Origin of the sequence: Nostoc sp. JL34 (assembly GCF_017114945.1) — a bacterium.
Lineage (GTDB): Bacteria > Cyanobacteriota > Cyanobacteriia > Cyanobacteriales > Nostocaceae > Nostoc.
Genome location: NZ_JABXKQ010000107.1, coordinates 1 through 24,678, shown reverse-complemented (window position 1 = coordinate 24,678; position 24,678 = coordinate 1). Strand labels below are relative to the sequence as shown.

Annotated in this window: 15 protein-coding genes; 6 read left to right on the top strand and 9 right to left on the bottom strand. The window is 40.5% G+C overall.

Annotated features, from left to right (window positions below; genetic code table 11):
* Positions 1-7 precede the first annotated feature (7 nt).
* From HWQ44_RS18965 to HWQ44_RS18950, 4 genes are all read right to left on the bottom strand, one after another.
* Positions 8-1,669 carry a PfaD family polyunsaturated fatty acid/polyketide biosynthesis protein gene (locus HWQ44_RS18965; RefSeq protein WP_292721618.1) on the bottom strand — a complete coding sequence of 554 codons (1,662 nt, stop codon included), beginning with the start codon at positions 1,667-1,669 and terminating at the stop codon, positions 8-10.
* A 365-nt stretch (positions 1,670-2,034) separates the two neighbouring features.
* Entirely contained in the window at positions 2,035-5,352 is a 3,318-nt protein-coding gene (locus HWQ44_RS18960) for a type I polyketide synthase (RefSeq protein ID WP_292721615.1), read from the bottom strand.
* Between the two features lie 175 nt (positions 5,353-5,527).
* Positions 5,528-12,913, bottom strand: a complete 7,386-nt coding sequence (locus tag HWQ44_RS18955) for a type I polyketide synthase (protein ID WP_292721612.1) — start codon at positions 12,911-12,913, stop codon at positions 5,528-5,530.
* A gap of 575 nt (positions 12,914-13,488) precedes the next feature.
* A complete protein-coding gene (locus HWQ44_RS18950) occupies positions 13,489-13,752 on the bottom strand; it encodes a hypothetical protein (RefSeq protein ID WP_292721663.1) in 264 nt (87 codons plus the stop codon).
* An 834-nt stretch (positions 13,753-14,586) separates the two neighbouring features.
* On the opposite strand from HWQ44_RS18950, the gene HWQ44_RS18945 reads away from it, so the two are divergent.
* The 4 genes from HWQ44_RS18945 to HWQ44_RS18930 all read left to right on the top strand — a co-directional run bounded on the left by HWQ44_RS18945 (position 14,587) and on the right by HWQ44_RS18930 (position 18,456).
* On the top strand, positions 14,587-14,910 hold the full coding sequence (locus HWQ44_RS18945) for a hypothetical protein (protein ID WP_292721610.1): 324 nt from the start codon (positions 14,587-14,589) through the stop codon (positions 14,908-14,910).
* A gap of 306 nt (positions 14,911-15,216) precedes the next feature.
* The gene (locus tag HWQ44_RS18940) at positions 15,217-16,422 is read left to right on the top strand and encodes an ABC exporter membrane fusion protein (protein WP_292721607.1); all 1,206 of its coding nucleotides are present in this window, start codon (positions 15,217-15,219) and stop codon (positions 16,420-16,422) included.
* 145 nt (positions 16,423-16,567) lie between these two features.
* The gene (gene devC / locus HWQ44_RS18935) at positions 16,568-17,740 is read left to right on the top strand and encodes an ABC transporter permease DevC (protein WP_292721603.1); all 1,173 of its coding nucleotides are present in this window, start codon (positions 16,568-16,570) and stop codon (positions 17,738-17,740) included.
* A 23-nt stretch (positions 17,741-17,763) separates the two neighbouring features.
* The gene (locus HWQ44_RS18930; protein WP_292721600.1) at positions 17,764-18,456 is read left to right on the top strand and encodes a DevA family ABC transporter ATP-binding protein; all 693 of its coding nucleotides are present in this window, start codon (positions 17,764-17,766) and stop codon (positions 18,454-18,456) included.
* A 137-nt stretch (positions 18,457-18,593) separates the two neighbouring features.
* On the opposite strand, the gene HWQ44_RS18925 is transcribed toward HWQ44_RS18930, so the two are convergent.
* The 3 genes from HWQ44_RS18925 to HWQ44_RS18915 all read right to left on the bottom strand — a co-directional run bounded on the left by HWQ44_RS18925 (position 18,594) and on the right by HWQ44_RS18915 (position 22,198).
* Positions 18,594-18,752, bottom strand: a complete 159-nt coding sequence (locus HWQ44_RS18925) for a hypothetical protein (RefSeq protein WP_292721598.1) — start codon at positions 18,750-18,752, stop codon at positions 18,594-18,596.
* Positions 18,753-18,791: 39 nt separating this feature from the next.
* Positions 18,792-20,285 (bottom strand): HAMP domain-containing sensor histidine kinase, encoded by a 1,494-nt coding sequence (locus HWQ44_RS18920; protein WP_292721595.1) that lies wholly within the window; start codon positions 20,283-20,285, stop codon positions 18,792-18,794.
* Between the two features lie 188 nt (positions 20,286-20,473).
* Entirely contained in the window at positions 20,474-22,198 is a 1,725-nt protein-coding gene (locus tag HWQ44_RS18915; protein WP_292721592.1) for an ATP-binding protein, read from the bottom strand.
* A gap of 224 nt (positions 22,199-22,422) precedes the next feature.
* Here HWQ44_RS18915 and HWQ44_RS18910 point away from each other — a divergent pair, with 224 nt between their 5' ends.
* Positions 22,423-23,241, top strand: a complete 819-nt coding sequence (locus HWQ44_RS18910; protein ID WP_292721589.1) for an SDR family oxidoreductase — start codon at positions 22,423-22,425, stop codon at positions 23,239-23,241.
* A gap of 259 nt (positions 23,242-23,500) precedes the next feature.
* On the opposite strand, the gene HWQ44_RS18905 is transcribed toward HWQ44_RS18910, so the two are convergent.
* Both HWQ44_RS18905 and HWQ44_RS18900 read right to left on the bottom strand, forming a co-directional pair.
* Positions 23,501-23,599 carry a hypothetical protein gene (locus tag HWQ44_RS18905; RefSeq protein WP_292721586.1) on the bottom strand — a complete coding sequence of 33 codons (99 nt, stop codon included), beginning with the start codon at positions 23,597-23,599 and terminating at the stop codon, positions 23,501-23,503.
* Between the two features lie 90 nt (positions 23,600-23,689).
* A complete protein-coding gene (locus tag HWQ44_RS18900; RefSeq protein ID WP_292721584.1) occupies positions 23,690-24,169 on the bottom strand; it encodes a Photosystem I reaction center subunit III in 480 nt (159 codons plus the stop codon).
* Between the two features lie 318 nt (positions 24,170-24,487).
* Between HWQ44_RS18900 and HWQ44_RS18895 the strand changes: the two genes are divergently transcribed.
* Positions 24,488-24,678 (top strand): hypothetical protein (locus HWQ44_RS18895; protein ID WP_292721582.1); only part of this gene is annotated, 191 nt, incomplete at its 3' end.

Below are 24,678 nucleotides of genomic sequence, written 5' to 3'. Positions count from 1 at the left end.
TCCTCCTTTAATTAGACGTAGTTGGGCGATATTCACTGTAATAAGCTGGCATTTGTAAGCCCTGAATTTTCAAACTTTGCATCCGGTATAAAAATGCCGCTCCGGTCATAATGTGGTTCGCAACATCAACTACCTGGCGATTATTTGATTCAGATAAGTAAGAACCTCTAACCCAGTCATTGAAGCTACCCATAGCTGGGCCACACCAAATTTGATAATCCATTTCTCTGCCTTTTTCCCCAAAGTTAGACCAACGGGATGATAATCCCAAATACCAGCGGAAAATTAGAGCCATCTTCAGCTTGGGATTATTAACAGCCTTGGTTAATTTATCGGGATTGCGTTGAGATAAATAACTAACTGTTTCTTCCCACACTGCTTCTAAGCTCTTTCGCAAAACTTGTTTTTCTAATTTTTCTTTTTCTGCTAGCGGAATATCTTCAATTGAGTCATAGTTTTTGTATAACTCAAACATTTTTTGCGCTCGTAGAGGGAATAGAGTTCCTCTTTTGAGAACTTGGAGTTTTACCCCCATTTCAAACATATCTGCCGCTGGAGCCATCATCACATCAGCCATCTCAGCTTGAGATAGTAATTGTTTAGTATGTTGAGAAGTTCCGGCTTCAATACAAGACTGATTAATTGAGCCAGTCACAACATAAGCAGCCCCCATCATAAAAGCAGCTAATGCTGATTGTGGTGTAGCAATTCCTCCTCCTACTCCAACTCTGACAGGTTTTTCATAAGAAAATTTTCTTTGTATTTCATCTCTTAATTCCAAGATAGAAGGTAAGAGACAAACTAAAGGACGATTATCTGTATGACCACCAGAATCTGCTTCTACGGTAATATCGTCAGCTACGGGAATTTTTTCAGCTAGAGTTGCTTGTAATTCACTAATAAGACCTTGCTCAACTAATTGTTTTAAAATTTTTGTGGGAGCAGGTTGCAGAAATTTGGTTGCAACTTCTCTCCGAGAAATTTTGGCAATGATTTTATTTTTGATTTCGATTTGATTGGCTGTATTCAAACTAAGTCCAGCAGCGCGGTAATAAACAATGTTATCAGTCAAATCGAGGAAGGCGGAAGCTTCGATAGTTCTTACCTGATATTTAAGATACAAATCAACAACACCGCGTTCAATAGCAGGTTCACTGGGACTGTGGAGTAAGTTAAATGCGTAAGGGCCTTGGGGTAAAGCTTGTTGAATACGTTTAATGGCTGCTTCGACGCGAGCAGGAGATAAGCCACCAGCACCAAATGAACTCAAGATTCTCTCTTTGCCAAGGGCAATTACCAGTTCTTCAGAAGCAATTCCTTGAGCCATTGCACCTGTAGCATAAGCGTATTTTACACCATGAAAGTTAAGAAAATTTGGATCGCCTAATTGTTTAGTTGACAGTGGTGGAACAGCTATTAATATTTCTGTCTGTCCAGTCTTTTCTTGGTTGTAAGGATATAAACAACCTTCATTAGTTGCACCTATTTTTCCTTCAACTTTAATAATATAACAAGGTTTATCTAAATCTAGCAACTTAGACTTTATTCCTTTTTCATTAAAAGCTACAGAATCAAAAGCACCTTGCCAAACTTGATTTTGATGATAAGATAAGTCTGCTATTTTTAGGTAGCTACCATTATTATTTACAATATTATTTGCGCCAATCATGTTTTTAAACCTCCTATCAGAAAAATTTAAATTATTTTCAGCATAGTTCAGGAGTCAAAGAGGTTTTATATCTGACTTTGAAACCTAGTTTATGTACTGCATCAAGCTGAAAGATGCTGTAGAAATTACACCATTTTTCAACTTTGGATAAAACAGACCATTGTTAAAGCACTTCACTGCTAATTGGTGCAAACTTTAGCCCAAACATGAGAGAAAATTTCGTTTTCAGGTTCTAGCTTGTCATTGCGTATCTGCCGCTAATTATGTAGGTAGAGCCTTCTAGTATGCATTCCCAGCAAGAAGCTGGGAACGAGGTAAAATTATTTATTCAAATAATCTGGTTTCTGCACTGCTTTAAATGATTATTATTCAAATAACCTCTGATAACAAGCCATTTGCAACTGAATTATGGCACTAATTTGCTTTAGCGACTCTTGTCGCGCTTGTAATAAAACAGCATGGGCTTTGGTCATCTGAGAAGTATTTTCACTGAGTTTTTGATAGTAAGGGCTGTGTAAATTTAGCAAGTGGGGTTCATTAACAACACTGCTTGTTAAATTAGGAGTCAGGATGAATTGATTATTTTCCTGTTCTGTTGCCCAACTTTCGTTAACTTGTGATTTATCTACAGTTTCATGGCGCTCTTGTAATAATAGCTGAGTAGGTTCGCTGCCTTTTTTAAGGTTAGCATCCTCTGGGAGAGTTTCTATATTTCTAGAAGCATTTTCAAGACTTTTGGTTGGATTTGATAACCAAGAAGAATTCATTTCTGTAAATTCCTTTAATTCTGATAGTTGATATTGCTGTTGATTAACAGATTTGCTGGGATATATAAAAGATATCTCTTGCGGGATATTTAAATTTTTATTGTTCAAAGATGTGTAACTAATCTTCCTATTATCTAAGGTTATAGTTCTCAGAGTAAACTGGCTTTGATGGAAAATTTCTGGCTCTTGAGAATATAGTGGTGATAAATCTAGAACAACCCGATGACTAAGGAGTTTTGCTAAGGCTTTGATAATAGAAGTATGATCGTCTACACCTCTTTTATTAAGAGACACTGTGATGTGTTCTTTTGTGTTGAGAGTTTTATCAATCCATCTGGAACAGTTACTACCGGCACCTACTTCGATGAATATTTTGAATCCATCTTCATTGGCACGGTTAATTAGCTGAGGAAAATTAAGCTGTTGACAGAGGTTTTGAGCAATGTTGTGAGCAATAGAATGGCTGTCAAGGGCAATCGGTTTATATTCGGCTGCGGAATAAAAAATAGTCTCTGGTACGTTTTGAGTAGGTAATGTATTTAATCTCACAAGTTCATCGTATTCAGAGCGCATTGCCTCGCAATGAATGACATGGGTGAAGGGAGCAGAAAAAGCATTACAATTTAGATTGGCAATCACGCGCTGACAGGCTTGAATCTCACCAGCGATCGCAACTTCTTCTGTAGTATTAATTAAGGGCAAATAGACGTGTTTTTCATCTTTGATAGCTTCCTGAACACGTGATACTGGACACATGAGAATATAGTTGCGCCAAAAATCTTCGCTTTGTTTATCCTGTCCTTGAGGTAATCCCCAATACTCGCGCACAGCATTTTTGGGGCCAGATAGCCTTGTCTTCAGCAGAGATGATGAGTTAAAGCCCTCACTACCTTCTTGAAACTGAGTCCAGACACCTTGAGCCAACATCATGCTAATTTCGCCTAAGCTATAACCAAAAGCACATTGGGGCTTGATTTGGAAATAATTTTTCAGAATTGCTGTCATCAGTCCAGCACAAGCCATTTCTGATTCGAGTACTGCTACTGAATCTTTGAGCAATTGCTGTTCAAGGACTTCTAATTGCCTGGTTGACAATTTTTCTAAGCTTCGAGGATAAATAAGTTTTTCGACGTTGGCAACACGATTGTAGATGCTTCTGATGAAGGGATCATCGTAAAGTTGAGGAAATAAGCGAAACAGATTTCGACCTAATCCGATATAAGCACTAAAGGCACCTGGGTAAACGAAAGCAACTTTACCTCTTTGACCCAGCGGTTTTGCTGTAAAATAGCTACCGAGAGGACTTTGCCAGTCTTTCCCTGTCTCGAAAGCATTGGCAATACCCTTGAGGGAGTGCTGAATTTCTCGCTGCAATTCATCTTGATTGTGTCCGAGAATTGCTAGAGCGTAAGTTGCCTGTTGACGCTGTTGGAAAGCCGTAAAAGTCTGCCTAGCAGCCGCAAAGAGAGAAGAAGAATCTGTGATAGTCTGCTGAAGATTGTGGATTTCGTCTAATAGAGTTAATTGATCGTCAGCTGCGATCGCAAATACATAATAAGGCATTTGCTCTAAATATCTGCTGCTGTGATCTCTCTGATTTGGTTCCTCTGACAAAATTAAATGTGCATAACTCCCATCTATTTCCATCCCGTTAATCGCAGCTATTCTTCTAGTGGCTCCTTTTTCTAAAAACCAGGGTTTTGATTCAGAAGCTACATAAAAGGGACTATCTTGCCAAATCTCTGGCATTTTGGGGCCAGACCATTGGGGAACTGCGGGGATGTAGCGGTGATATAAACAGAGTGCTGTTTTAACCAGACTGACTATTCCCGACGCAGCATAGGTATGACCAATATTGGCTTTGACACTACCGATCGCACAAGTTAAATTTGGTTCAAATGTGTGATAAGCTGTGAGCAAACCTTTAATTTCTGTCTCGTCTTGCTGAGGAATTCCACTACCAACAACTTCTAAATAGTTGATATCTTTTGGTTTGATGTCTGCAAGATGAAAAGCCTGTTGACAAACTTGTGTTACCGCTTCAGGATTTGGGGATTGGGGATAAGGGGTAATGGGGACGACGCTATTTGTTGAATTTTTTGTAAAACTCAGGGCGTCAATCGTTGCATAGATGCGATTATTTTCTTGTTTTGCTGTTTCGTGGAGCTTTAATACTACAGCCGCCGCACCCTCGCCTACTATCCAGCCATTGGCATTTTGGTCGTAACTGAGAGTATTCACGCCTGTGTTAACTTTTGTTATTTGATTTCGTTGTAAAACACTAGCGCCATCTCCAGCAAGCTCGATTGCACCAACTAAAACAGCATCTACTTCTTTAATTGCGAGTAGCTTTTGTGCAAGCTCCAAGGCTTTGAAAACAGTATTTTCTTTGGCAATTAATGTGAATGCAGGGCCAGCAAAATTCCATAGTTTGGAAATATAATCAGCCAATCCATTTTCGATGTAACTTGGATATTCACCGTCTTTGTCGATGACTTCCAACTGTTCTGTTTTTGGAAGTTGTTCTAGAGTTAGCTCTTTAGCAGTAGCAATGATTATTGCTATTCTTGTCCCTTGACGAAGTGTTGCATCTTTGAGAGCATTATCAGCTACCTGAAGCATTAACAGTTCTTGAGGGTTAAAATTGTCTACTTTTTCTGGCGGTATTTCCAAACGGAAAGTATCAATTTCAAAATCTTTGATGTATGCGCCTAATGGTAATGTCCCGTCGGTAAAACCATAATTTTTTAGCAAATTTTCTTGTAGACATCGCTGAAGAGGGATGGAAATAAAATGCTGAGTTCCTTCATAAATACTGCGTTCAAAGGCATCTAATCCTTTGCAACCGCCACCCAAATAGCAATCCATTCCCACAATTGCTATTTTAGGAGTTTTATTTTTTGCAAGTTCTTCCATCACCTATCTCCTCAAGCTGATGTATACATTTTTGAGTTGCGGATTCGCTGACTTTTTCCGGTATCAGGAAAACCTCTCTCTAAATCTCTCTCCTTGAAGGAGAGAGACTTGGAATTTTTTACCTGGGGGTTAGGAAGCTTTTCCACATGACGTGAAAAGTTAGGCTGATTCCTACTTAAATCTCATCTAATTGCTTGGGTAAAATAGTTCCCTTTGCTCCAAGCATTCGGGTATATATTTGTCCTTGTGAATTATGGGCGATGACATCCACAACCAAACCCGATTCTGTCTTGGATTTTATTTCACAAGAAACGTAAAATGTTTCATTAAAGGGGACAGCTTCAAATTGTTCAAAAGTTTTGATTTCTGAAGGTAAACAAGCTACCTGATAAAAATGCTGTGCCCAAATCCAAAATGCATGAATCTGCACATCTGCAATGTAGGGATTAAATGTTTGGACTGGAAACTGTCCTTGTTTTCTTGCTGCTGGCTCCGGCAAATAACATTCTATAGTAATCTTGTCCAGAGTAGCATTTAAGACAGATTTAACACCTTGAAAAGCAAGTCCGTGAAACAAGCTAGCTGCCCCATTTTGGTAAAGCGATGAAGTCGTAGCGGTGATTCGATGATCCTGGCTTAAATTCAGAAATTTGTGTATAGGGGCACTAGAAATTTCTCGCTTCAGTTTCATCTGGCTACTAAAATGATAACGGATTTTACCTTCTGGAGTTTTACTCCAAATTTTGGCATCAAAATCTATCTCATTGATATCATTTTTTGCAGTTTCTTGCAATTCTAAAGTGTATTCAGTTGCCAAATTATCATCAAAAATTAGTCCCTTCAAAACTTTATAATTTGTACAACTAAAGGCTTTGTAACCAGGATAGATTTGTTCACAAGCATTAGCAATCCATAAGAGTCCACAAGTTGCTGGGAGAACTGGATAACCAGCAATTACATGATCTTGTAAAAAGGGATTAGCTGCTAATGTTAATTGCCGCTGGATACGGAAAGTTCTCAACTCGCTTGGTAATTTTTCTGGGATATATACCAGGGGACTACCAATTAAAACTTGCACAGTTTCTTGATTGGTGCTAGCTAATTCATCAGCTAACATTTGTGTGCCAATCTCAATCGGAATAGTCTCGATATTTCGTTCAGCAAAAGCTTGCTTTAATTCAGGAGAAACCATACCACTGTCCCAAGGGCCCCAATTAATCGCGACTACATGAGAATGGGGATGGTTGAGTTTGACAAGGTGGGCTGATTTGTTGAGAATTTCATTAGCGATCGCATAATCTGTCTGTCCGACATTTCCGTAGAAACCAACTACAGAAGAAAACAGGACTAAATAATTCAATTGACTGGGTGGTACACACCGCAACAGATTTTCTAAACCTTTAACCTTGGCAGTGTAAACTGTTTCAAAATCTTGGACTGATTTTTTCTCAATCCGCTTATCAGCCAGATTACCAGCCCCGTGAATAATTCCTGTTACCGGGCCAAAACGCTTCACTGCATTAGCAACTTGCTCCTTAAGAGCGATCGCATCAGTCACATCAACATTAAAATACTCAGCTTGTCCACCCGCCTGCTTAATGGCTTGTAAGGTTGTGGCAATTTCCCGACTAGATGAAATAGCGTTAAACTTTTTCTGCACCATTGCAGGTGTGGGTTTTTCGCCTTTAGCTAGGAAATTCTCCATAATCCGCTTTTTCAAATCCGCTTCACTCAAGTAACCTTCAGTCCACACAGGTTCTGGATCAGCGACAGAACGACCTACCAAGATAAATTTGCATTGATAACGTTGTGCTAGTTTAATCGCGCACTGAGCCGTTATCCCTTTCGCACCACCACTTACAAGAAATACTTGGGATTGGGGATTGGGGATGGGGAAAAGGTTGGCGGAAAAGGTGCTGGGTGCAAAGGGGATTGTTCCTACTTGCTGCTCTCTGTTTTTTTGTTCTTCTTGTTCACATATTAAGGTTGATCGTCCTTGTGAGTTATATCCTACTTCCACAACCAATAAATTGGGATCATGAAGTTCGGCGAGGATATGCTGTGCAGATGTTTGAGCATCTAAATCAGGACTGAGGTCGATCGCTCGGCAAAATACAGACTCCCATTCTTGGTTCAAACTTTTGGTAAGTCCAAATAGTCCAGCGCCAATTGCACCAAAGTTGGTTTTTTGTCCTAGTCCAAATTCGCCATCTAGACGAGCCACAGTTACAAAAATACTGCGTCCTTGAAGTGCTGCTTGATTGAGTGGTTCTTTGAGATATTTGGCGATGAGAAAGACATGGCGAAGAATAGCTTTCTCTGATTCCAGATAGCGGACATTCTTGATTGTATCTTCGTGATTTGAGGGATTCAGATGGATAAACGCGGCGATTGGGCCATAATTAGTAGCGATCGCTGCTAACTGTTCTTGCAAATGCTCTTCGCTCAAATCTGCAAGCACCACGCGACTAATCCCTTCAGGTAAAGGAGATTGCTTAGGAATCACACTTGAGGGAAAAGTTAAGACAACAGTTTTCCAGCCGCGCTTTAACAGAGTCTCAACTAGTTTCGTCGTGGTGAGAGAACCATCATCAGTAAGCAAGGCGATATGCTGATCGGATAAAGTGAAATCTAAAATATCAGGTTCGGGAAGATATTTGAGTCTGACAGGAGAGCGAAGAATTCGGGATTGGGTACTGGGGATTGGGGATTGGGGATTGGGTACTGGGGATTGGGGATTGGGGATTGGGGATTGGGGATTGGTTATTGGGTACTGGGTACTGGGTACTGGAGATTGAAAAAACTCTTTCCCAGTCCTTAGTCCCCAGTCCCCAGTCCCTAGTCCCTTTTCTATATATGCAACAATTTGTCCAAGGGTATGTAGTTGAGCCAATGCTTCTGAATTCAGCTTGGGTAAATCAGGGTATAGTTCTAGCAACGCTCCCAAAATTTCCACCAGTTTGACGCCATCAATTCCCAAATCTGTCTCAATATCCATTGACAAATCTAACATCGTCGTTGAGTAACCTGTCTTTTCACTAACGACATTGAGCACAATGTTAGTAAGCTCTGGATTTTCTAAATCAATTGATGGAACTGGGGATAAAGAGGCAGAGGACAAAGACTCGTTGCTAGTTTCTTTCTGCTCCTCTGCGCCTGTGTTCCTCTGCTCCCCTGCTCCATTCACGAGCGCGTTGGCCAAGCCCGCCGTCGCAGGTATCGCTGCTGAGATTTCTGATGCAATTTTCCCCATATACTCAGCTATTTGCTCGAGGGTGCGTAGCTGTCCTACTTCTTCAGGATTCGGCTTGGGCAAATCAGGGTATAGTTCTAGCAATGCTCCCAGAATTTCCACACGTTTGATGGAATCAATCCCCAAATCTGCCTCAATATCCATCGTCAGCTCTAACATCTCTGTCGGATAGCCTGTTTTATCACTAACGACGTTAATCAAAGTTTGACTCAGAGTCGCTTGATCAATAATTACTGTTGGAGGTACGGGTGCTGCGGGTTTTGGAGGTGATACTGGCTCTGTAGGTGCTGCGGGTGCAAAGGCTACAGTTGCAGTATTATTCTCTTTTAGTGGAGTAATATCTAAAACTGCTGCTTGATGATGTGCGCCATTACCATTTGTGCCGTTACCATTAGTTGAAACTGGCTCAGATTTAGTCGCAAATCCGTTAGGTACAGCAACCGATGCAGTCTCCAGAACAGGGTTATCCTCTGGGGATGGTGGAGCTACTGGTTGAAAGTTGAGTGGCGGTATCAGACTCTGTTGAGTGTTATTGCTAGGGGATAATTCATAATGTCGCTGGAGCAATTGGAAAAAGTTGTTAGTGTATTCTTGTTGATGGTTCAGATATTGCTCATGGATGCGGAGGCTATCAGCTTGATGGTCGTGAAACCGCATGATGCTGCGCTCTGAACTGGAAACTACCAATTGCTGTGTTTGTGTTTGTGGCCCGCTGAATTTACCATTTCCCCACAACGCATGTTGTTGCTGCATGAGTTGGAAAAAGGTTTTGGTATATTCTGTCTGATGGTTCAAAGATTGTTCATGAACCTGCAAGATTTGATGTTGATGGCGATTGAACTCTATTAAGGTGTACTCTAAGTTGTCTATAGCTCTTAGATAACTCAGAGGAAGTTCTGGAATAGGTTGCTGAAGCTTGATATCTAGTTGGTCTGATTGCCCGTTCTGCACAGATTTCACTCCACCATTGACTGTTACTTTCTCTGCTGGATGAGAGGAGTTAGCTGCTGCTGAGTAAGTTTTATTGCCATTAACAACGGTAGATTGACCATTGACTGCTACCTTCTCTGTTGGTTGAGAGGTGTTAGGTGTTGCTTGATTACCGTTAGTAACAGTGGATTGACCGTTGACTGCGACTTTCTCTGCTGGATGAGAAATGTTAGGTGTTACTAATTGATTACCGTTAGTAAAGGTGGATTGACCGTTGACTGCGACTTTCTCTGCCGGATGAGGAATGTTAGGTATGACTGGTTGATTGCCGTTAGCAACAGTGGATTTCACTTGATGCCCATTTTGCATAGCTTTTTCAAAGGACTGCTTTGTTTTTTCTGATATATAGTTGGTGCTATTTAAGCGGACATTCAAGAGCTTATTTGGAGAAGCTTCTGGGATTTTGTACTCCAGTTGATAGGGGTCTAAGTTTTGCAAAGGTAATCCAGCAACGCGCAACTGGATAACAGCTTGCCGCAAAGTGCGATCGCTATCCTTGAGATGACTGGTATTTAAAGCTATAGCTAAATGCGGGCGATCGCTCAGAATATCTTTTACCAAATTGGTGAGAACGCTTCGCGGCCCAAATTCAATAAAGCAGTAACCGCCTTCAGCATAAATATTTTCAATTTCCTGCTTAAATAGCACCTGATTCCTCAGATGTTCTTTGAGGACTTTTTGAATAACTTGCGGTTCATTTGGGTAACGCTTTCCGGTCACATTGGTGTAAACCGGGGTTTGTGGCTCATTGAAAGTAACTTTCTCAATAGCTCTGGCAAAGGGTTGCTGTGCATAAGCCACTAGTGGAGTGTGAAAGGCTGCGGAAACTCCCAACAAGATAGTAGAAAATCCTTGAGTTTTCAGAGCCTCTTCTACATTGGCAATTTCAGCTTTCGTCCCTGCTAACACCATCTGATATGGAGAATTCAGGTTAGCAATGGTAATCAGCGGGAAATTCTGAATAAGTTCTGTAACCTGATTGACATCCCCTTTCACCGCCAGCATGGCTCCCACATCCAATTCTGGATCTTTTGGTGCAGCCATCGCTTGACCCCTAGCTTTGACCAAGAAAAAGTAATCTTTCTCACTCAAAACCCCCGCAGCCCAAAGGGCAGTAAGTTCTCCAAAACTATGTCCGGCGATAAAATCTGGTTTAAACCCAGCTTGTTGCAATATCTTGTACAGACCAACGCTAAAAGCCCCAATTGCCGGCTGTGCATATTCTGTTTGCTGCAACACTTTCATCTGGGCAGTCTTTTGATCTAGATCGAACACAGGGTTAGGGAAAATAACCTCCGAAAGGGGCTGCAAACCGTCTTGGCGTAAAAGGTTATCAATTTGAGCATAAGTCTGCCCCAAGTCAGGGAAATTAATTAAGAGTTCCCTACCCATCTCTAAGTATTGCGAACCTTGCCCAGAAAATAGGGCAACCACCTTCCCCTCTGTAACTATGCCAGTTTTGCGGTAGTAAATTCCTTGGGGATGCTCCCAGGATTCTGCTTGCAGCTTGTTTTTGAGCAACTCAATACTTGTTTGCAAGAAGTCACAAGCTTGGGTGAGAGAATCAGCAACAAACCCAAGTCTGGCATTTGCGATCGGAATTTCTAAAGATTGAGATGCCGAAATCAATTCTGTATAAAGCTGCTCTCCTGTTTCGGATTGCAATTGCTGTCTAATTTCTTGAGTGCGCGACAACAATTCTTCAGGCGTTGATGCAAATAGCAACACCGACTGCGAAGGTTTGTGTAAACGATAAGGTTGCTGATGTTGACTTGTGTATTCTTCCAAAACGACGTGATAATTTGTGCCACCAAAGCCAAAAGAACTTACCCCTGCACGTCTTGGCTGGTCATCAGCAGTAATCCAAGGTCTAGTTTCCGTATTTAAATAAAATGGGGAACTATCAATATCTAATTTAGGATGCGGTTTGGTAACGTTAATTGTGGCTGGTAAGACTTTGTGGTGGAGAGCCAAAGCCGTTTTGATCAAACTTGCCGCACCCGCAGCCGCTTTTGTATGTCCAATCTGCGATTTGACAGTTCCCAGGGCAATATGTTGTTTTTTGGGATTGTTTTCGCCAAAAACTTCTTTTATAGATGAGAATTCGGCTGGATCTCCAGCCATAGTGCCAGTACCGTGTGCTTCAATCAAACCAACACTCGTAGGCGAAAATCCAGCATCTTCATAAGCACGATGCAAGGCTCTGACTTGACCTTCTGGACGCGGTGCATAGATGCTTTTATAGCGGCCATCGCTAGAAGTGCCAATACCTTTGATGACTGCATAGATTCGGTCTTGATCTCGCTCGGCATCTTCAAGGCGCTTCAAAACTAACATTCCCACACCTTCACCCAGCATCATCCCATCGGATTCTGCATCGAATGGTTTGACATTTTCACCTTGGGAAACAGCAGGAGTTTTGCTGAAGCACATGTAGGCCATGATTGAGTTGTCGGTGTCAACTCCGCCAGTGATCATCATGTCGGCTCGATGCTCAATTAGCTCACTAATTGCCATTTTGAGGGCACCTAATGAACTTGCACAAGCGGCATCGACTACACAGTTAGTTCCGCCCAAATCTAGGCGGTTGGCAATTCTTCCTGTAACTACATTTGCCAGCATACCGGGGAAGGCGTTCTCATCCCACTGCACATATGCACTTTTGAGTTTCTCAATGATTTTTTGTGTATCCTCATCGGATAAGCCACTACCCTTGAGAACTTTTTCCCAAACTGGGTACTGCATTCTCGCAGTCAGTGGAACCGCCAATTGCCTACCTAGCGCCACACCTAAGATTACACCGGTGCGTTGGCGAAGCCCATCGTAGATATCGCGGCTAAACTGTCGAGATTCGGCGTAACCTGCATCTTCCATTGCTGCTTTAGCAACAACTAAACCTAGCAATTGCGAAATGTCTGTGACTTCTAGGCTATTGGGTGGCAGCCCAAATTCCATAGGATTAAAATTGATATCCGGGATAAATCCGCCTCTTTTACAGTAGGTTTTATCAGCGGTTCTGGGATTAGGATCGTAATAATCCTCTACATTCCAACGTGAAGGAGGAATATCAGTAATACAATCAACTTTGTGAATAATTTTTTCCCAATATTCCTGTAAATTTTTCGATTGGGGAAATATAGAGGCCATGCCGATAATCGCAATATCGGTTTTTTGCCTCTGTGGATTTATTTTGCTGGTTAGTGGTGCATTTTCAACCATAACTTTTTTCACCTGTATGAGCTTAAGTAGAGCTTGTTCACAATTGCTCACTTCTTCTTGCAACTGTGCCAAAACAGCTTCAATTCTAGAAGCAGCCATGACTTTATCTTCATTATTTGATTTTTGTAATGTAGAGGAATTTGTAAATATATTTCCTCTACGACTAGAGTAAATTAGATTATTTTTGAGACGAAAGCAAGATTTATTGATGATGAAAAATATGCTTTCATTAGAGCATTTCAACAGCAATCTTAACGGCAGAAGCCGCCAGAGATAAATGGAGGGCAGCTTGCCGCTTTAGCTTGGATAGTTTCATCCAGAGAACTTATCCTACTTCGTTTTATCCGCTCAATTGTAGCTTGTACTGAATATTAGACCAGTAGCCTATCCATTACAATTGATATGCAACTTATATACGACGGGATAAGTCTTGCTAAATGGAATCTTGTTAAACAGAACTTTCTAGACAACTTCAAATTAACAGTACTATATTTTTGGTTACACATTTGCTAGCTGTAATTGGGTAATTGGATCAGAATCTACACATTAAGTTATACGGAATCATCGGAAGAGCTCAGGAGTCAGAATAGTGAAATAATCAGGAAACATTTGATGAATAAATATACTAATCATTCTAGATTACTTAGAAGTTCTGACTCATGGATGCTGAATTATTACGAATCTTCTTCTGAATTGGGATTGTCATTTTCTTTATTTGTTATCGATTGATGTTGAGCGGTAGCTAATAGCTTTTGCTCAAGTCTACTAATACTAATTCCCAACTCAGAAGCTTTTTTGGTTTTCCACTCTTCTAGCTCACAATCATGTTGATTGAGCCATTCACGCACAGCAACACGGGCCATCTCAGCTTTGCGAAGGGTCTGGCGAGCTGCATGAAAAATCAGTCGCTGGTTATCAAAGCTTGGCAATGAGAGCATGAATCGCTGTAGTTTCATTTTATCTAGGGTCTTTGGGGGGCGATTGCTGTCACTCACATAACTATTAAAACTCATTTCAATTAGTATGTCATATAGCAAAAATACATTTTAAAAATTGCATGCAAATTGCATATAACTTAGTTTCAGTCATTATCATTATTTTCAAAGTTGCTCAATAACAATATTATTTTGACAGTAAAATTTAACTGTGTATAATTTCTTTGCGTATTGAAATACACAGAGAGTCGGTTTTCTGAAAAAGTCCAGTATTCATGAATTACTGCTATAGCTTTTACATCTATCCAAAAGTCGATTTATTTTTTTAAAAAATTATGCATTAATCAATAAGCTAATTTTTTAAAAAATTCTTATTGCAGAAGAATCAATCCATCACAATGTAACAATAACCACTAGTAACTATATCTGAAGAATGAAAAAATTTAGTGAACAAAAAATCCATCATAAATCAAAGACTTATTTTGAGATGCTGAGTAACAGTGAGGACATAAAAGGATTAAAAATTGTTAGCAAACTGCAAATATTATCCATAAATTATATCGGAAATTCTGCTAACTATTCTTCATCAAAATTGTTGCATATGGGTTGCAATTGAGTATCAATCAGTTTATCGTAAGTGATTAAATAATGTAATTTAATACTGTCGGTTTCAGAAAGTGGATAGATCTTTAAATAGGGAGAATACAAATATAAATTCACCTGATTATCTGATCACTCCATATATTCATAAACGCACAGTATGATAATGCGATTAACCGTGTTGTATGAAGCGTTCTGCATAATTTGACTGTCACGAAAATATAAGGGCTTGCTGGCATGAGACTATCTGAGCTAGATCCACTCATCCCGCTAATTGAGTTAAGAGAAGAACTCCTAAAGTTACCGAAAGGCTACTCGTTTTATGAAGAGGAACTAGTAGACTTTTTATCCCGACGAAGATGGCCTGAAAGTAATCGCCGCATCGATCGGACAACTTTTTGGCGGTGGAGAAACGACAATGGAATTGAGCATCAAAAAGTATTTAGTCGATTGGATATCTTAAAACTCTGTCAAATTTGCGACCACTATCGGATAGATGGAACTCGCAACGAATACTTGGCGATCGTTAAAAGTAAAAAAGAGGTAGTACTAAACAAATAGAGCTATCTCTAGTTAGATGCATAAAGTACCAAATAGGTTTGCCGAAAATTGATTAAGTAGTCATTGGTCATTGGTGCATACCCCGTTCCTTACGGGCGGAAAAACTTTGTCTTTCATCGGACTAATTCAAACCACATTAAAAAGTGGGCGTGGTTTCTCTTGGACTAATGACTGATGACTCTTTGCACAGCGGTTTGATTCTACTAACGGATTGATCCATCAATCCGCTTGCTGTTAGTGATATCTGGCTTCGGAAGATCCCCCAACCCCCCTTCAAAAGGGGGGCTTAATTCCTTCATTAAAATTATGGTACAAAAACAAAAACAGTCATTTATAAAACCATTTATCAAACCTGTAGGTTGGTGGCCGGTCATCTTAGCAACTACTATGGCTGTAGCTACTAGTGTCGTTACTTTCTATACCTTTTCCCGATTTCAGTTGTCCTCGAAAGTTGAGCCTGTAGCTACCTCAAGTAGTTCTTCTAAAATGACTGCTATTGCTGCCTTAGGACGTTTAGAACCTCAAGGAGAGGTGATTCGTCTGTCAGCCCCAGACTCCCAAGGGGGTGTAAGGGTGACAAAACTTATGGTAAATAAAGGAGATAAGGTGCGACAAGGGCAAATAGTTGCAATTCTTGACACTTACTTTCCCCGTCTTGCAGCCTTAGAAAAAGCCCAGCAACAAGTCCTAGTTGCCCAAGCGAGTCTTAACCAGGTAAAAGCTGGTGCAAAAGCGGGAGATATCTCTGCACAGAAAGCAACCATTGCTCGTTTAGAAGCTGAGTTGCGTGGAGAAACTTCTGCCCAACAAGCAACGATCGCTCGCTTAGAGGCAGAGTGGCGGAATGCTGAAAGCGAAAATCAGCGATATCAGCAGTTATATAAAGAAGGGGCGATTTCAGCTTCTGACGCAGATACTAAACGTTTGCGATTAGATACAGTTCAACAACAACTCAATGAGGCTAAAGCTTCTCTCAAGCGCAGTATAGAAACTCTTCAAAAGCAGTTAACCGAGGGCAAAGCAAGGCTAAAGAGTATTGCTGAGGTTCGTCCTACCGATATAGCAGCAGCACAAGCTGATGTCGAAAGTGCAGTAGCCTCAGTTAACCAGGCTAAGGCAGAGTGGGATTTAAGTCTTGTGCGATCGCCTATAACTGGGCAAATCATGAAAATTAATGCTTGGCCTGGAGAAGTGATCGGCACTACGGGAATAGCTGATTTAGGTCGTACACAACAGATGTATGTGGTAGCAGAAGTCTATGAAACTGATATTAAAAAAGTACGTATAGGTCAGTCGGCTATTATTACTAGCGATGCTTTACCAGGTAAATTACGAGGAAAAGTTGCAGATATTGGTTTACAAATTGGCAAACAAAATATCTTTAATAACAATCCTCAAGCAGACACGGATAACAAAATAGTTGATGTAAAAATTCGGATTGATAATTTACAAGATAACCAGCAAGTCGCTGGCTTTACTGATTTACAAGTAGAGGTACTTATTTATATTTAACACTTCTCAATCAAGCTTTGTAACTCACTGAATATCCCTGAACGGACTAATACTAATTTGTAATTAAGGCACACCAAAAAGTTCTTGATTTCAACAAAGTACTTTTCCTCAATTTAGTCTATTTTCTCTCCTTGAGGTTTACTAAATGATTCTCAATATTCCCTTGGCTTGGCTACAACTAGCCCGACAAAAAATCCGCTTTCTTGTAGCTTTGGCTGGGATTGCTTTCGTTGCAGTTCTGATGTTTATGCAAATTGGTTTCCAAGCTGCCCTCTATGACAGTGCTACACAGTTACATAAAAGTCTAGAAGGAGACTTATTTTTAATCAGTGCCCAATATAAATCTTTAACATCAAATCAAAGCTTTCCTCGTTCACATTTATATCAAGTATTAGGTTTTAATAGTGTAGAATCAGTTAGCCCTTTATATGTGCAATTTGCTAAGTTTAAAAACCCCAAAAACGGACTGAAGTTTCCAGTATATGTGCTGGGATTTGATCCAGTTAAATCCATTTTTAATTTTCCCAATATTGAAGAAAAGCTTACTCAAATTAGAATACCTAATATCGTTTTATTTGACCGAGATTCACGACCAGAATTTGGAGCGATCGCTAAAGAATTTGAGCAAGGAAAAGTTATCAAAGTTGAAATATTCAGCTATACTGGATTAGTTGGTTACAGAGTTAAAATTGGTGGCTTATTTAAGTTAGGCCCTTCCTTTGGTGTTGATGGCAATTTAATCGTTAGTTCTTCAACTTTCCTACGAATATTTCAAGATCGTCCAGTACAAAAAATAGATATAGGCTTAATTAAACTTAAACCTAATGCCAACCCACAAAAAGTTTTAGCAGATTTATCAGCCAAGTTACCCAAAGACGTAAGAGTTATTACCCGCAAAGACTTTATTGCTTTGGAAAAAGCCTATTGGTCTCTGAGAACACCCATTGGGTTCGTGTTTAATCTGATGGTGTTAATGGGGTTTGTTGTTGGTGTAATCGTTGTTTATCAAATACTTTATAGTAATATTTCTACTCATTTAACTGAATATGCAACCTTGAAAGCAATGGGATTCAAAAACAAATACCTATTAAGTGTAGTTTTTCAACAGGCTTTAATTTTAGCATCTCTAGGTTATGTTCCAGGTTTAGCTATATCAATAGCCCTATATGATGTGTCGAAAAATGCAACTAAATTACCAGTTATCATGACTACAGATAAAGCCATTTTAGTATTAATCTCAGCCACATTAATGTGTTTAACGTCTGGTTTCTTATCTACAAATAAACTCCGTAATGTAGATCCAGCAGATATTTTCTAGTTTAAATTTATTATCTAAATAAAATGTTTCAACAAAAATTCATTGTTACTATAGAAAACCTTAATCACTACTTCGGGGAAAAAAAAATCCGAAGCCAGGTATTATTTGATATTAATTTTAATATCAAATACGGAGAAATTGTGATTATGACTGGGCCATCAGGTTCAGGAAAAACAACTTTGCTGACTTTGATTGGTGGGTTACGTTCTGTCCAAGAAGGAAGTCTTAAATTTATTGGTCAGGAGCTTTCTGGAGCGAGTAATCAGCAATTAGTTAAGGTACGTCGCCATATTGGCTATATTTTTCAAGCCCACAACTTGTTAGATTTCTTAACAGCCAGACAGAATGTTCAAATGTCACTGGAATTACATAAAAATATTCCTGAATCGGAAGCCCGCAGCAAATCAGAAGCTATACTCAATGCTGTTAAATTGGAGAATAGAGTTAATTATTACCCATCCGATCTCTCAGGAGGACAAAAACAACGGGTAGCGATTGCTCGTGCTTTAGTCAGTCATCCTAAATTGGTTTTAGCTGATGAACCGACAGCGGCTTTAGACAGTAAAACAGGCCGAGATGTTGTTACCCTGATGCAGAAACTAGCTAAAGACCAGAATTGTGCTATCTTAATGGTCACTCACGATAATAGAATTTTAGATATTGCAGATCGCATCATTCATATGGAAGATGGTTATCTGGTGAAAGAAGTTTTGTGATAGCTAAACGAACGCATGAGCTAATCGCTAAATCATTACTAATTTTATCTACAAAAAATAAAAGCCGTAGAAATTTAAATTATTTCACGGCTTTTTAGTGTGGTGTAAGGAGACTTAATTTAAGTATAATCGTAAATCTATCTGACTATTGCTGCTGGAAAATCACCACCGAATACTCTGATGTTATAGCAGTTATCGACCCAGTGAGGTACGATTTTTACCTCTCTCCTTTTAGGAGAGAGGCTTTGAATTATTCCCCCTTCCCGCTTCGGGAAGGGGGTTAGGTCTATTTGCATAGTTGTTGTACCTTACCGAATTAAAAATGGCTATAACTCCTAACTTTTGACTACTGGTTTCTGTTTATTGCTAACTTCTAAAGGCAGGAAAATTGTCAAAACTTCGCCATAGTGTGGACGCTGGCGCACAATCAGTTTGCCACCGATCGCCTGAAACAAATGCTTGGTTGCAGCAATATTCAAACTAATCGTACCCGTTTCTGGTTGGAACATCAGCAGTTGACCAAGGGCTTTGCGAATTGGTGGTGTTGCAGGTGTGGCGGCTTTATTTGAATCTTTGCATCCAAATTGGGGCGATAATTGTAACTTCAGTTGATCTCCAGCCGGGATAACTTGTACTTGAATATGGCTACCAGCAGGTAAGCTGCGAGTAAAATTTTCCATCAAACCAGTGAGAACCTGATCCAGCATGGTGGGATTGCTTACCACTGTTGGTAGTTGCTGGGGTAAAACAACATTTAAAGTTAAGTTCCGCCGATGCGCTGCTTGTTCCCAACGGGGAATACTCTGCTGCAACACTTGATCTAAAGACATCGGCGTGAGTTGAGTTTTTGAGGATTTTGCTGAGGTAGTAGTTTCCAGTTCTGCTGCCTTAAACAGCAACTCCATGCGGTCAATTTGCTCAGTACACTCGTGATCGATAACTTTTAAGCGATTGATCACGCTAGCATCTAAGTCTCGCCGCTTCAGCAGCAGACGAGTCATAGTGCGAATCGTTGTTAAAGGTGTGCGGACTTCGTGAGCGAAGGCTTGGAGCAATTCTACATCAGGATTTGGGGATTGGGCATTGGGGATTGAGGATTGGGAATTGGGCATTGGGCATGGGTTATTCTCCTTGTCCCCAGTCCCTAATAAAGAGTCTCTAATCTCTTCTGGTTCTGTTAATTCCTGAAGCAACAACTGGCTAAACTCAATCATAATCCGATAGTCTGGGGCTACCGGGGAATACTCTTCTACTAATGCATCCAAGCGGGCAAAAAACTCTGGATTAGCCAGCATTACCCTTGCTCCTAGCGATCGCCAAGCCTGCTGTACTACCTCTGGCTCAAAAGAAAATGAAAAGGTTTTTTTACCGTTTTTGTGGGTTGCTAAAACCAGCACTAATCTAAATTTATCTGTAAAAACCAAGCAAAACTGTTCTGCACCTAGCGGATCGGCAGCTAGTAAGGGAAGTACCGATTCGTGGAGGGCAATTTCTTCATTTACAAATGCATTGGCGTAGCCCGCCCCAGGCATTGCATCTGGCATCTGAAATGGCATCAGTGCCAAGGGATTAAATGGTTTGGCCGTAAAAGTTACTGTTTGTAAACTTTGAGTCAGTTTTGGCTGACTAAATAAGGGAGCTGGTGCAGCTAAAATTAATCCTTGCGTTGTGTCAACTGAAGCAGGTGCTAAAGTATTTAATAGCAAATGTTCTGTCGCTGCGAGGCTGACACGCCACTGCCGCTCTGCTTTAGCAGGTGAACATTCAGCCACACTTGATTGATTTTCAGCCAAGATTTCGCTCAGACTTGGCAATATCCATTTGTACACAGGTTTTCACCCCTTAATTCAAGAGCGACTAACAGCGTCTAGGGTAGACATTTCACTACTACTTAAGAGGTTATAGCCATTTGTGTACTGGTGACAGTGGTAGAACCGAACAATTCGGGCGCAATTTCCCCTCTAATCGCGATGTCTACGACGGGCTACGCCTACGCAGCTATGGACTGAAAAACTACTCACGCTGATTTTTCCCGATAGGCATGGCGATCGCAGATTGATAATTGTGCTGATTTTACTGCTCGAATCGGGATTGCAATTATAAACTCTGCACCCTGTCCCGGTGATGAAATGCATTGCAAAGATCCACCATGCTTTTCAGTAATTATCTGGTAGCTGATCGATAATCCCATACCAGTTCCCTGACCAACTGGTTTTGTGGTGAAAAAAGGGTCAAATAAACGCGACTGGATTGCTTCTGCAATTCCTACTCCATTATCAGCAATCCGAATCACGGCATTTTCATTTACCTGTTCAGAAGAAATGCGAATCCAGGGATTTGGACAAATGTTTTTTTGTAAACTCTCTTCTAAAGCATCGATTGCATTTGCCAAGAGGTTCATAAATACCTGATTCAGTTGCCCTGCAAAACACTGGATTTTAGGCATTTCACCATATTCTTTGATCACCTGAATTTCAAGGCGATTATTTTGTGCCTTGATCCGGTGTTGCAAAATCAACAGTGTACTGTCGATCCCTTCATGCAGATCAACCGTTTTGAACTCAGCTTCATCCAAACGAGAGAAGATTCGTAGGCTGAGAACAATTTCACGGATGCGTTTGGCCCCCATCTTCATTGAGGATAACATCTTAGGTAAATCTTCTATTAGGTACTCAATATCCACCACTTGGTTAGCATTTTGAATTTCTGGCTCTGGGTTGGGATAATAATTTTGATAAAGCTTAATTAACAGCAGCAACTGTTGAGTGTAATCATCAGTGTGTTCGAGGTTGCCGTAGATAAAATTAACTGGATTATTGATTTCATGGGCAACTCCTGCCACTAGTTGACCCAGACTCGACATTTTTTCAGATTGAATTAATTGGATTTGGGTTTTTTTCAGGTCTTTTAGAGCTTGCTGAAGTTCTATTTCTGCTTGTTGGCGCTCGGCAATTTCGTTTCGTAATTGTTCGTTGGCATTGACAAATTCATCTCTGGAATATTGTAGATCGTCTGCCATTTTGTTGAACGAGGTAGCTAACTCGCCAATCTCATCATGAGAGCGAATATTAACTCTGGTATCCAGCTTGCCTTCAGCCAGATTTACCACAGCTTGCTGGAGTTGTTTAATCGGTTTAGAGATGCTTCTAGAGATCAAATAGCCTGTTGCTAATGCAAATATGCCACATGCTAAACTGATGACCGACGTGACAAAAATATTTTTATGGGCTGTTGCTAGGGCTGCTTTATAAAGCGGTGTATATTCCAAAATGACTGCACCAAAGGTTTTACTATTGGTAGTCTTAAATGCAACAGCAATTAATTGAATCCCCTTTGGGTATTCAGAACTAGTCTCAACATAGGTTCTTGGTATCCCATCTTGAATGGTTTTACCAACTTCATTATTGCGATCGTGATCTAATCGCGTCCCGATGTCTTCCGCGACTACATCTGCCAGAATGATTTTATTGCGGTCTACAATCTCCAGATCGCGCTGACGCTGTTTGTGTAGTGCTTGAACATGCTCTTGCAAATGGGCTAGCATCTCCTCTCGCGATCGCATTTTGTGGTATTCAAGCTCATAACTTACAAAATATCCCAGTAGTCCAGCAACTTCTTCAGCCTCTTGTTGAGCAAGATATTTAGCTATCTTCAATTGTTGATGAGCGCTAATCGCAGCAATAATTCCTGAGAGAGTAGCCATTCCTAGAACACCCAAAATTAATTTTTGACTAATTTTCATTCTTTGCTCGAAACCTCAAGTGCTGGCTACTGTGCTAATTCAGTTTTGGGGAGTTTGCCCTTTTCCTAAAATTCCCACTTGTCAGCCTGAAAGCTACAAAGTCAACAGCCATTAGCAAAATCTTTAATCTGGGTCTATTTTGGCGATGTGCGTCACCAAACAGTCCGTTGTAGACATCGCATTTTTTTAAGTAGATTAGCAATAGACTATCTCAAAGGCACTTTATGACTTCTTTTCAAACGTCAGTTGAAGATTTGGTACTAGTTGCTGGTGCTACTGGTGGAGTAGGGCAACTGGTGGTAGGCAAGCTGTTGGAGAAAGGCTTGAAAGTTCGTGTCTTGACACGCAATACCGCAAAAGCTGAAGAGATGTTTAACCAAAGAGTGGAAATTGCCGTTGGTGACATCCGCCAGCCAGCTACACTGCCAGCCGCAATGCCAGATGTCACCCACATCATAAATTGTACTGGAACCACTGCCTTCCCCTCTGAGCGATGGGAGTTTGAGCAATCCCCGAACTTGCTTGAATGGGGCATCACTTTCCTTAACCCCAAATCTAGTCAAGCAAAAGCAAAGAATAGTCCAGAAAAGGTCGATGCTCAAGGTGTAAGAAATCTAGTAGCAGCAGCACCCCGGAATTTGCAGCGATTCGTTTTCGTCTCTTCCTGTGGAATTCTCCGTAAAAATCAGTTTCCCTTTAGTATTCTTAATGCCTTTGGTGTGTTGGATGCCAAACAAAAGGGCGAAGAGTCCATTATTGATTCAGGATTACCCTACACCATTATCCGCCCAGGACGCCTCATTGACGGCCCCTATACCTCATACGACCTCAACACCCTCCTCAAGGCAAAAACAGGTGGTAAATATGGTGTGGTCGTAGGTACTGGGGATACACTTTCGGGTGATACTAGCCGGATTGACGTAGCAAATGCTTGTGTGGAATCCCTTTCTTACCCAAGTAGTTCTAGGAAAATTTTTGAAATAGTCAACCAGGGAGAAAGACCACCTGTAATCGACTGGGAAACTCTTTTCTCCTCACATTAATATTCAGGAGGCAGGAGTAACCATTTTAGATTTTAAATTTTGGATTTTGGATTTTTAATCCAAAATTTAAAAAGGTTTCAAGCTCCTGAATTTATTCATGGCATAAATCTAAAATCCAAAATCTCAAATTTTAGATTCAAGCCCCTACATTAATGCATGGGGATAATCTAAAATCTAAAATCCAAAATCTCAAATTGAGTGACTGTTGACGGTAGAGTATGGAAAAAAGTCCCATATTGTAATCCCGGAAAAACGTAATTCAATTCAATTCAATGAAAATCACTGCTAAAATAATCAATGCTAAGGTAGCAACTACAGGAACCATTGTGAAAACTTTCAAAAAATAGCGTGACTCCATGTTTTTATCCTAATTAATTTTGTCTTATTCGATTATTTTTCTGGGGGGTTAATTGACAGTTAATAGTTAATCATCAACTGTCAATAGCTTTTAGCGAATTGAAATCGGAATTTCTTCATCCTTAGCAACTAATTCACCACTGAGAAATTCTTGAACTGCTGATGCCGGCCAAGCAAAAGCCAATATCATACATTTAACGAATACTGGCAAATCGATAAATAGTTCTTTTTCTTCTGGGGAACCAAGTTTTTGAATTGTCCGCAAATAGGAACGACCAGTCCAGCCAATCCAACCAGCAATGTAGAGAAATATCACTATGGGAGTCAGCACGTCAAAGGCAAGGCTGAAGCGGTCAAGAACTAAATGAGGTAAACCATCCTCGCCACAAAGTAACCGAGAATAAGCCTTTAATGGCTTTGTAGTGTAATAACTATCAGGTGCATTTTGCACTCGTTCTACAAATGCAGATGATTCGGCACAAGGTACTAATGTAGTGTTCTCCGCTAAAGCTGTGGGGACAACATTAAGCCAGAGAAAAATTACCAAAATTAATGCAAATATTCGTTTCATAATTTTGTCCTTTGCTTAGTAGGATGAACAATGGTCACCTTTCAGTTTGAATTTAGGAGTTAGGAGTTTTAAATTTATCAAACAGAATTCAGTAGTCAGTAGTGAGAATGGGCTACGCCCCGCTGCGCTAACAGAATAAATTTTGACCGAAAAAGCGGATAGCGCGGCTAAACCGAGTCTTCTCCCAAGAGGATACGCACTCGCGTTCGAGCGTCTTGATTCTGACCAGAGGCGGAGCGTCTCCGGCTCCGCTCCTAAATTCTGACTTCTGAATTCTTCTTCAAGGCTCTTAACTTTTAGAAAAACAGTTGTAAGTATGTGCCCGATATTGAGTTGGGAAAAAAGGTTTTCAACAACATTACAAGCACAGAAAAAAAGGCGATCGCAATATTCCCAACTATGGGAGCAATAATTGTCTGTTTCAGAAAATCTAATTTGGGCATTGGGCATGGAGGAATGGCACTAAGAAAAGGGAAAATCATTGAGGCAGCAGGGGTGCAGAGGAGCAG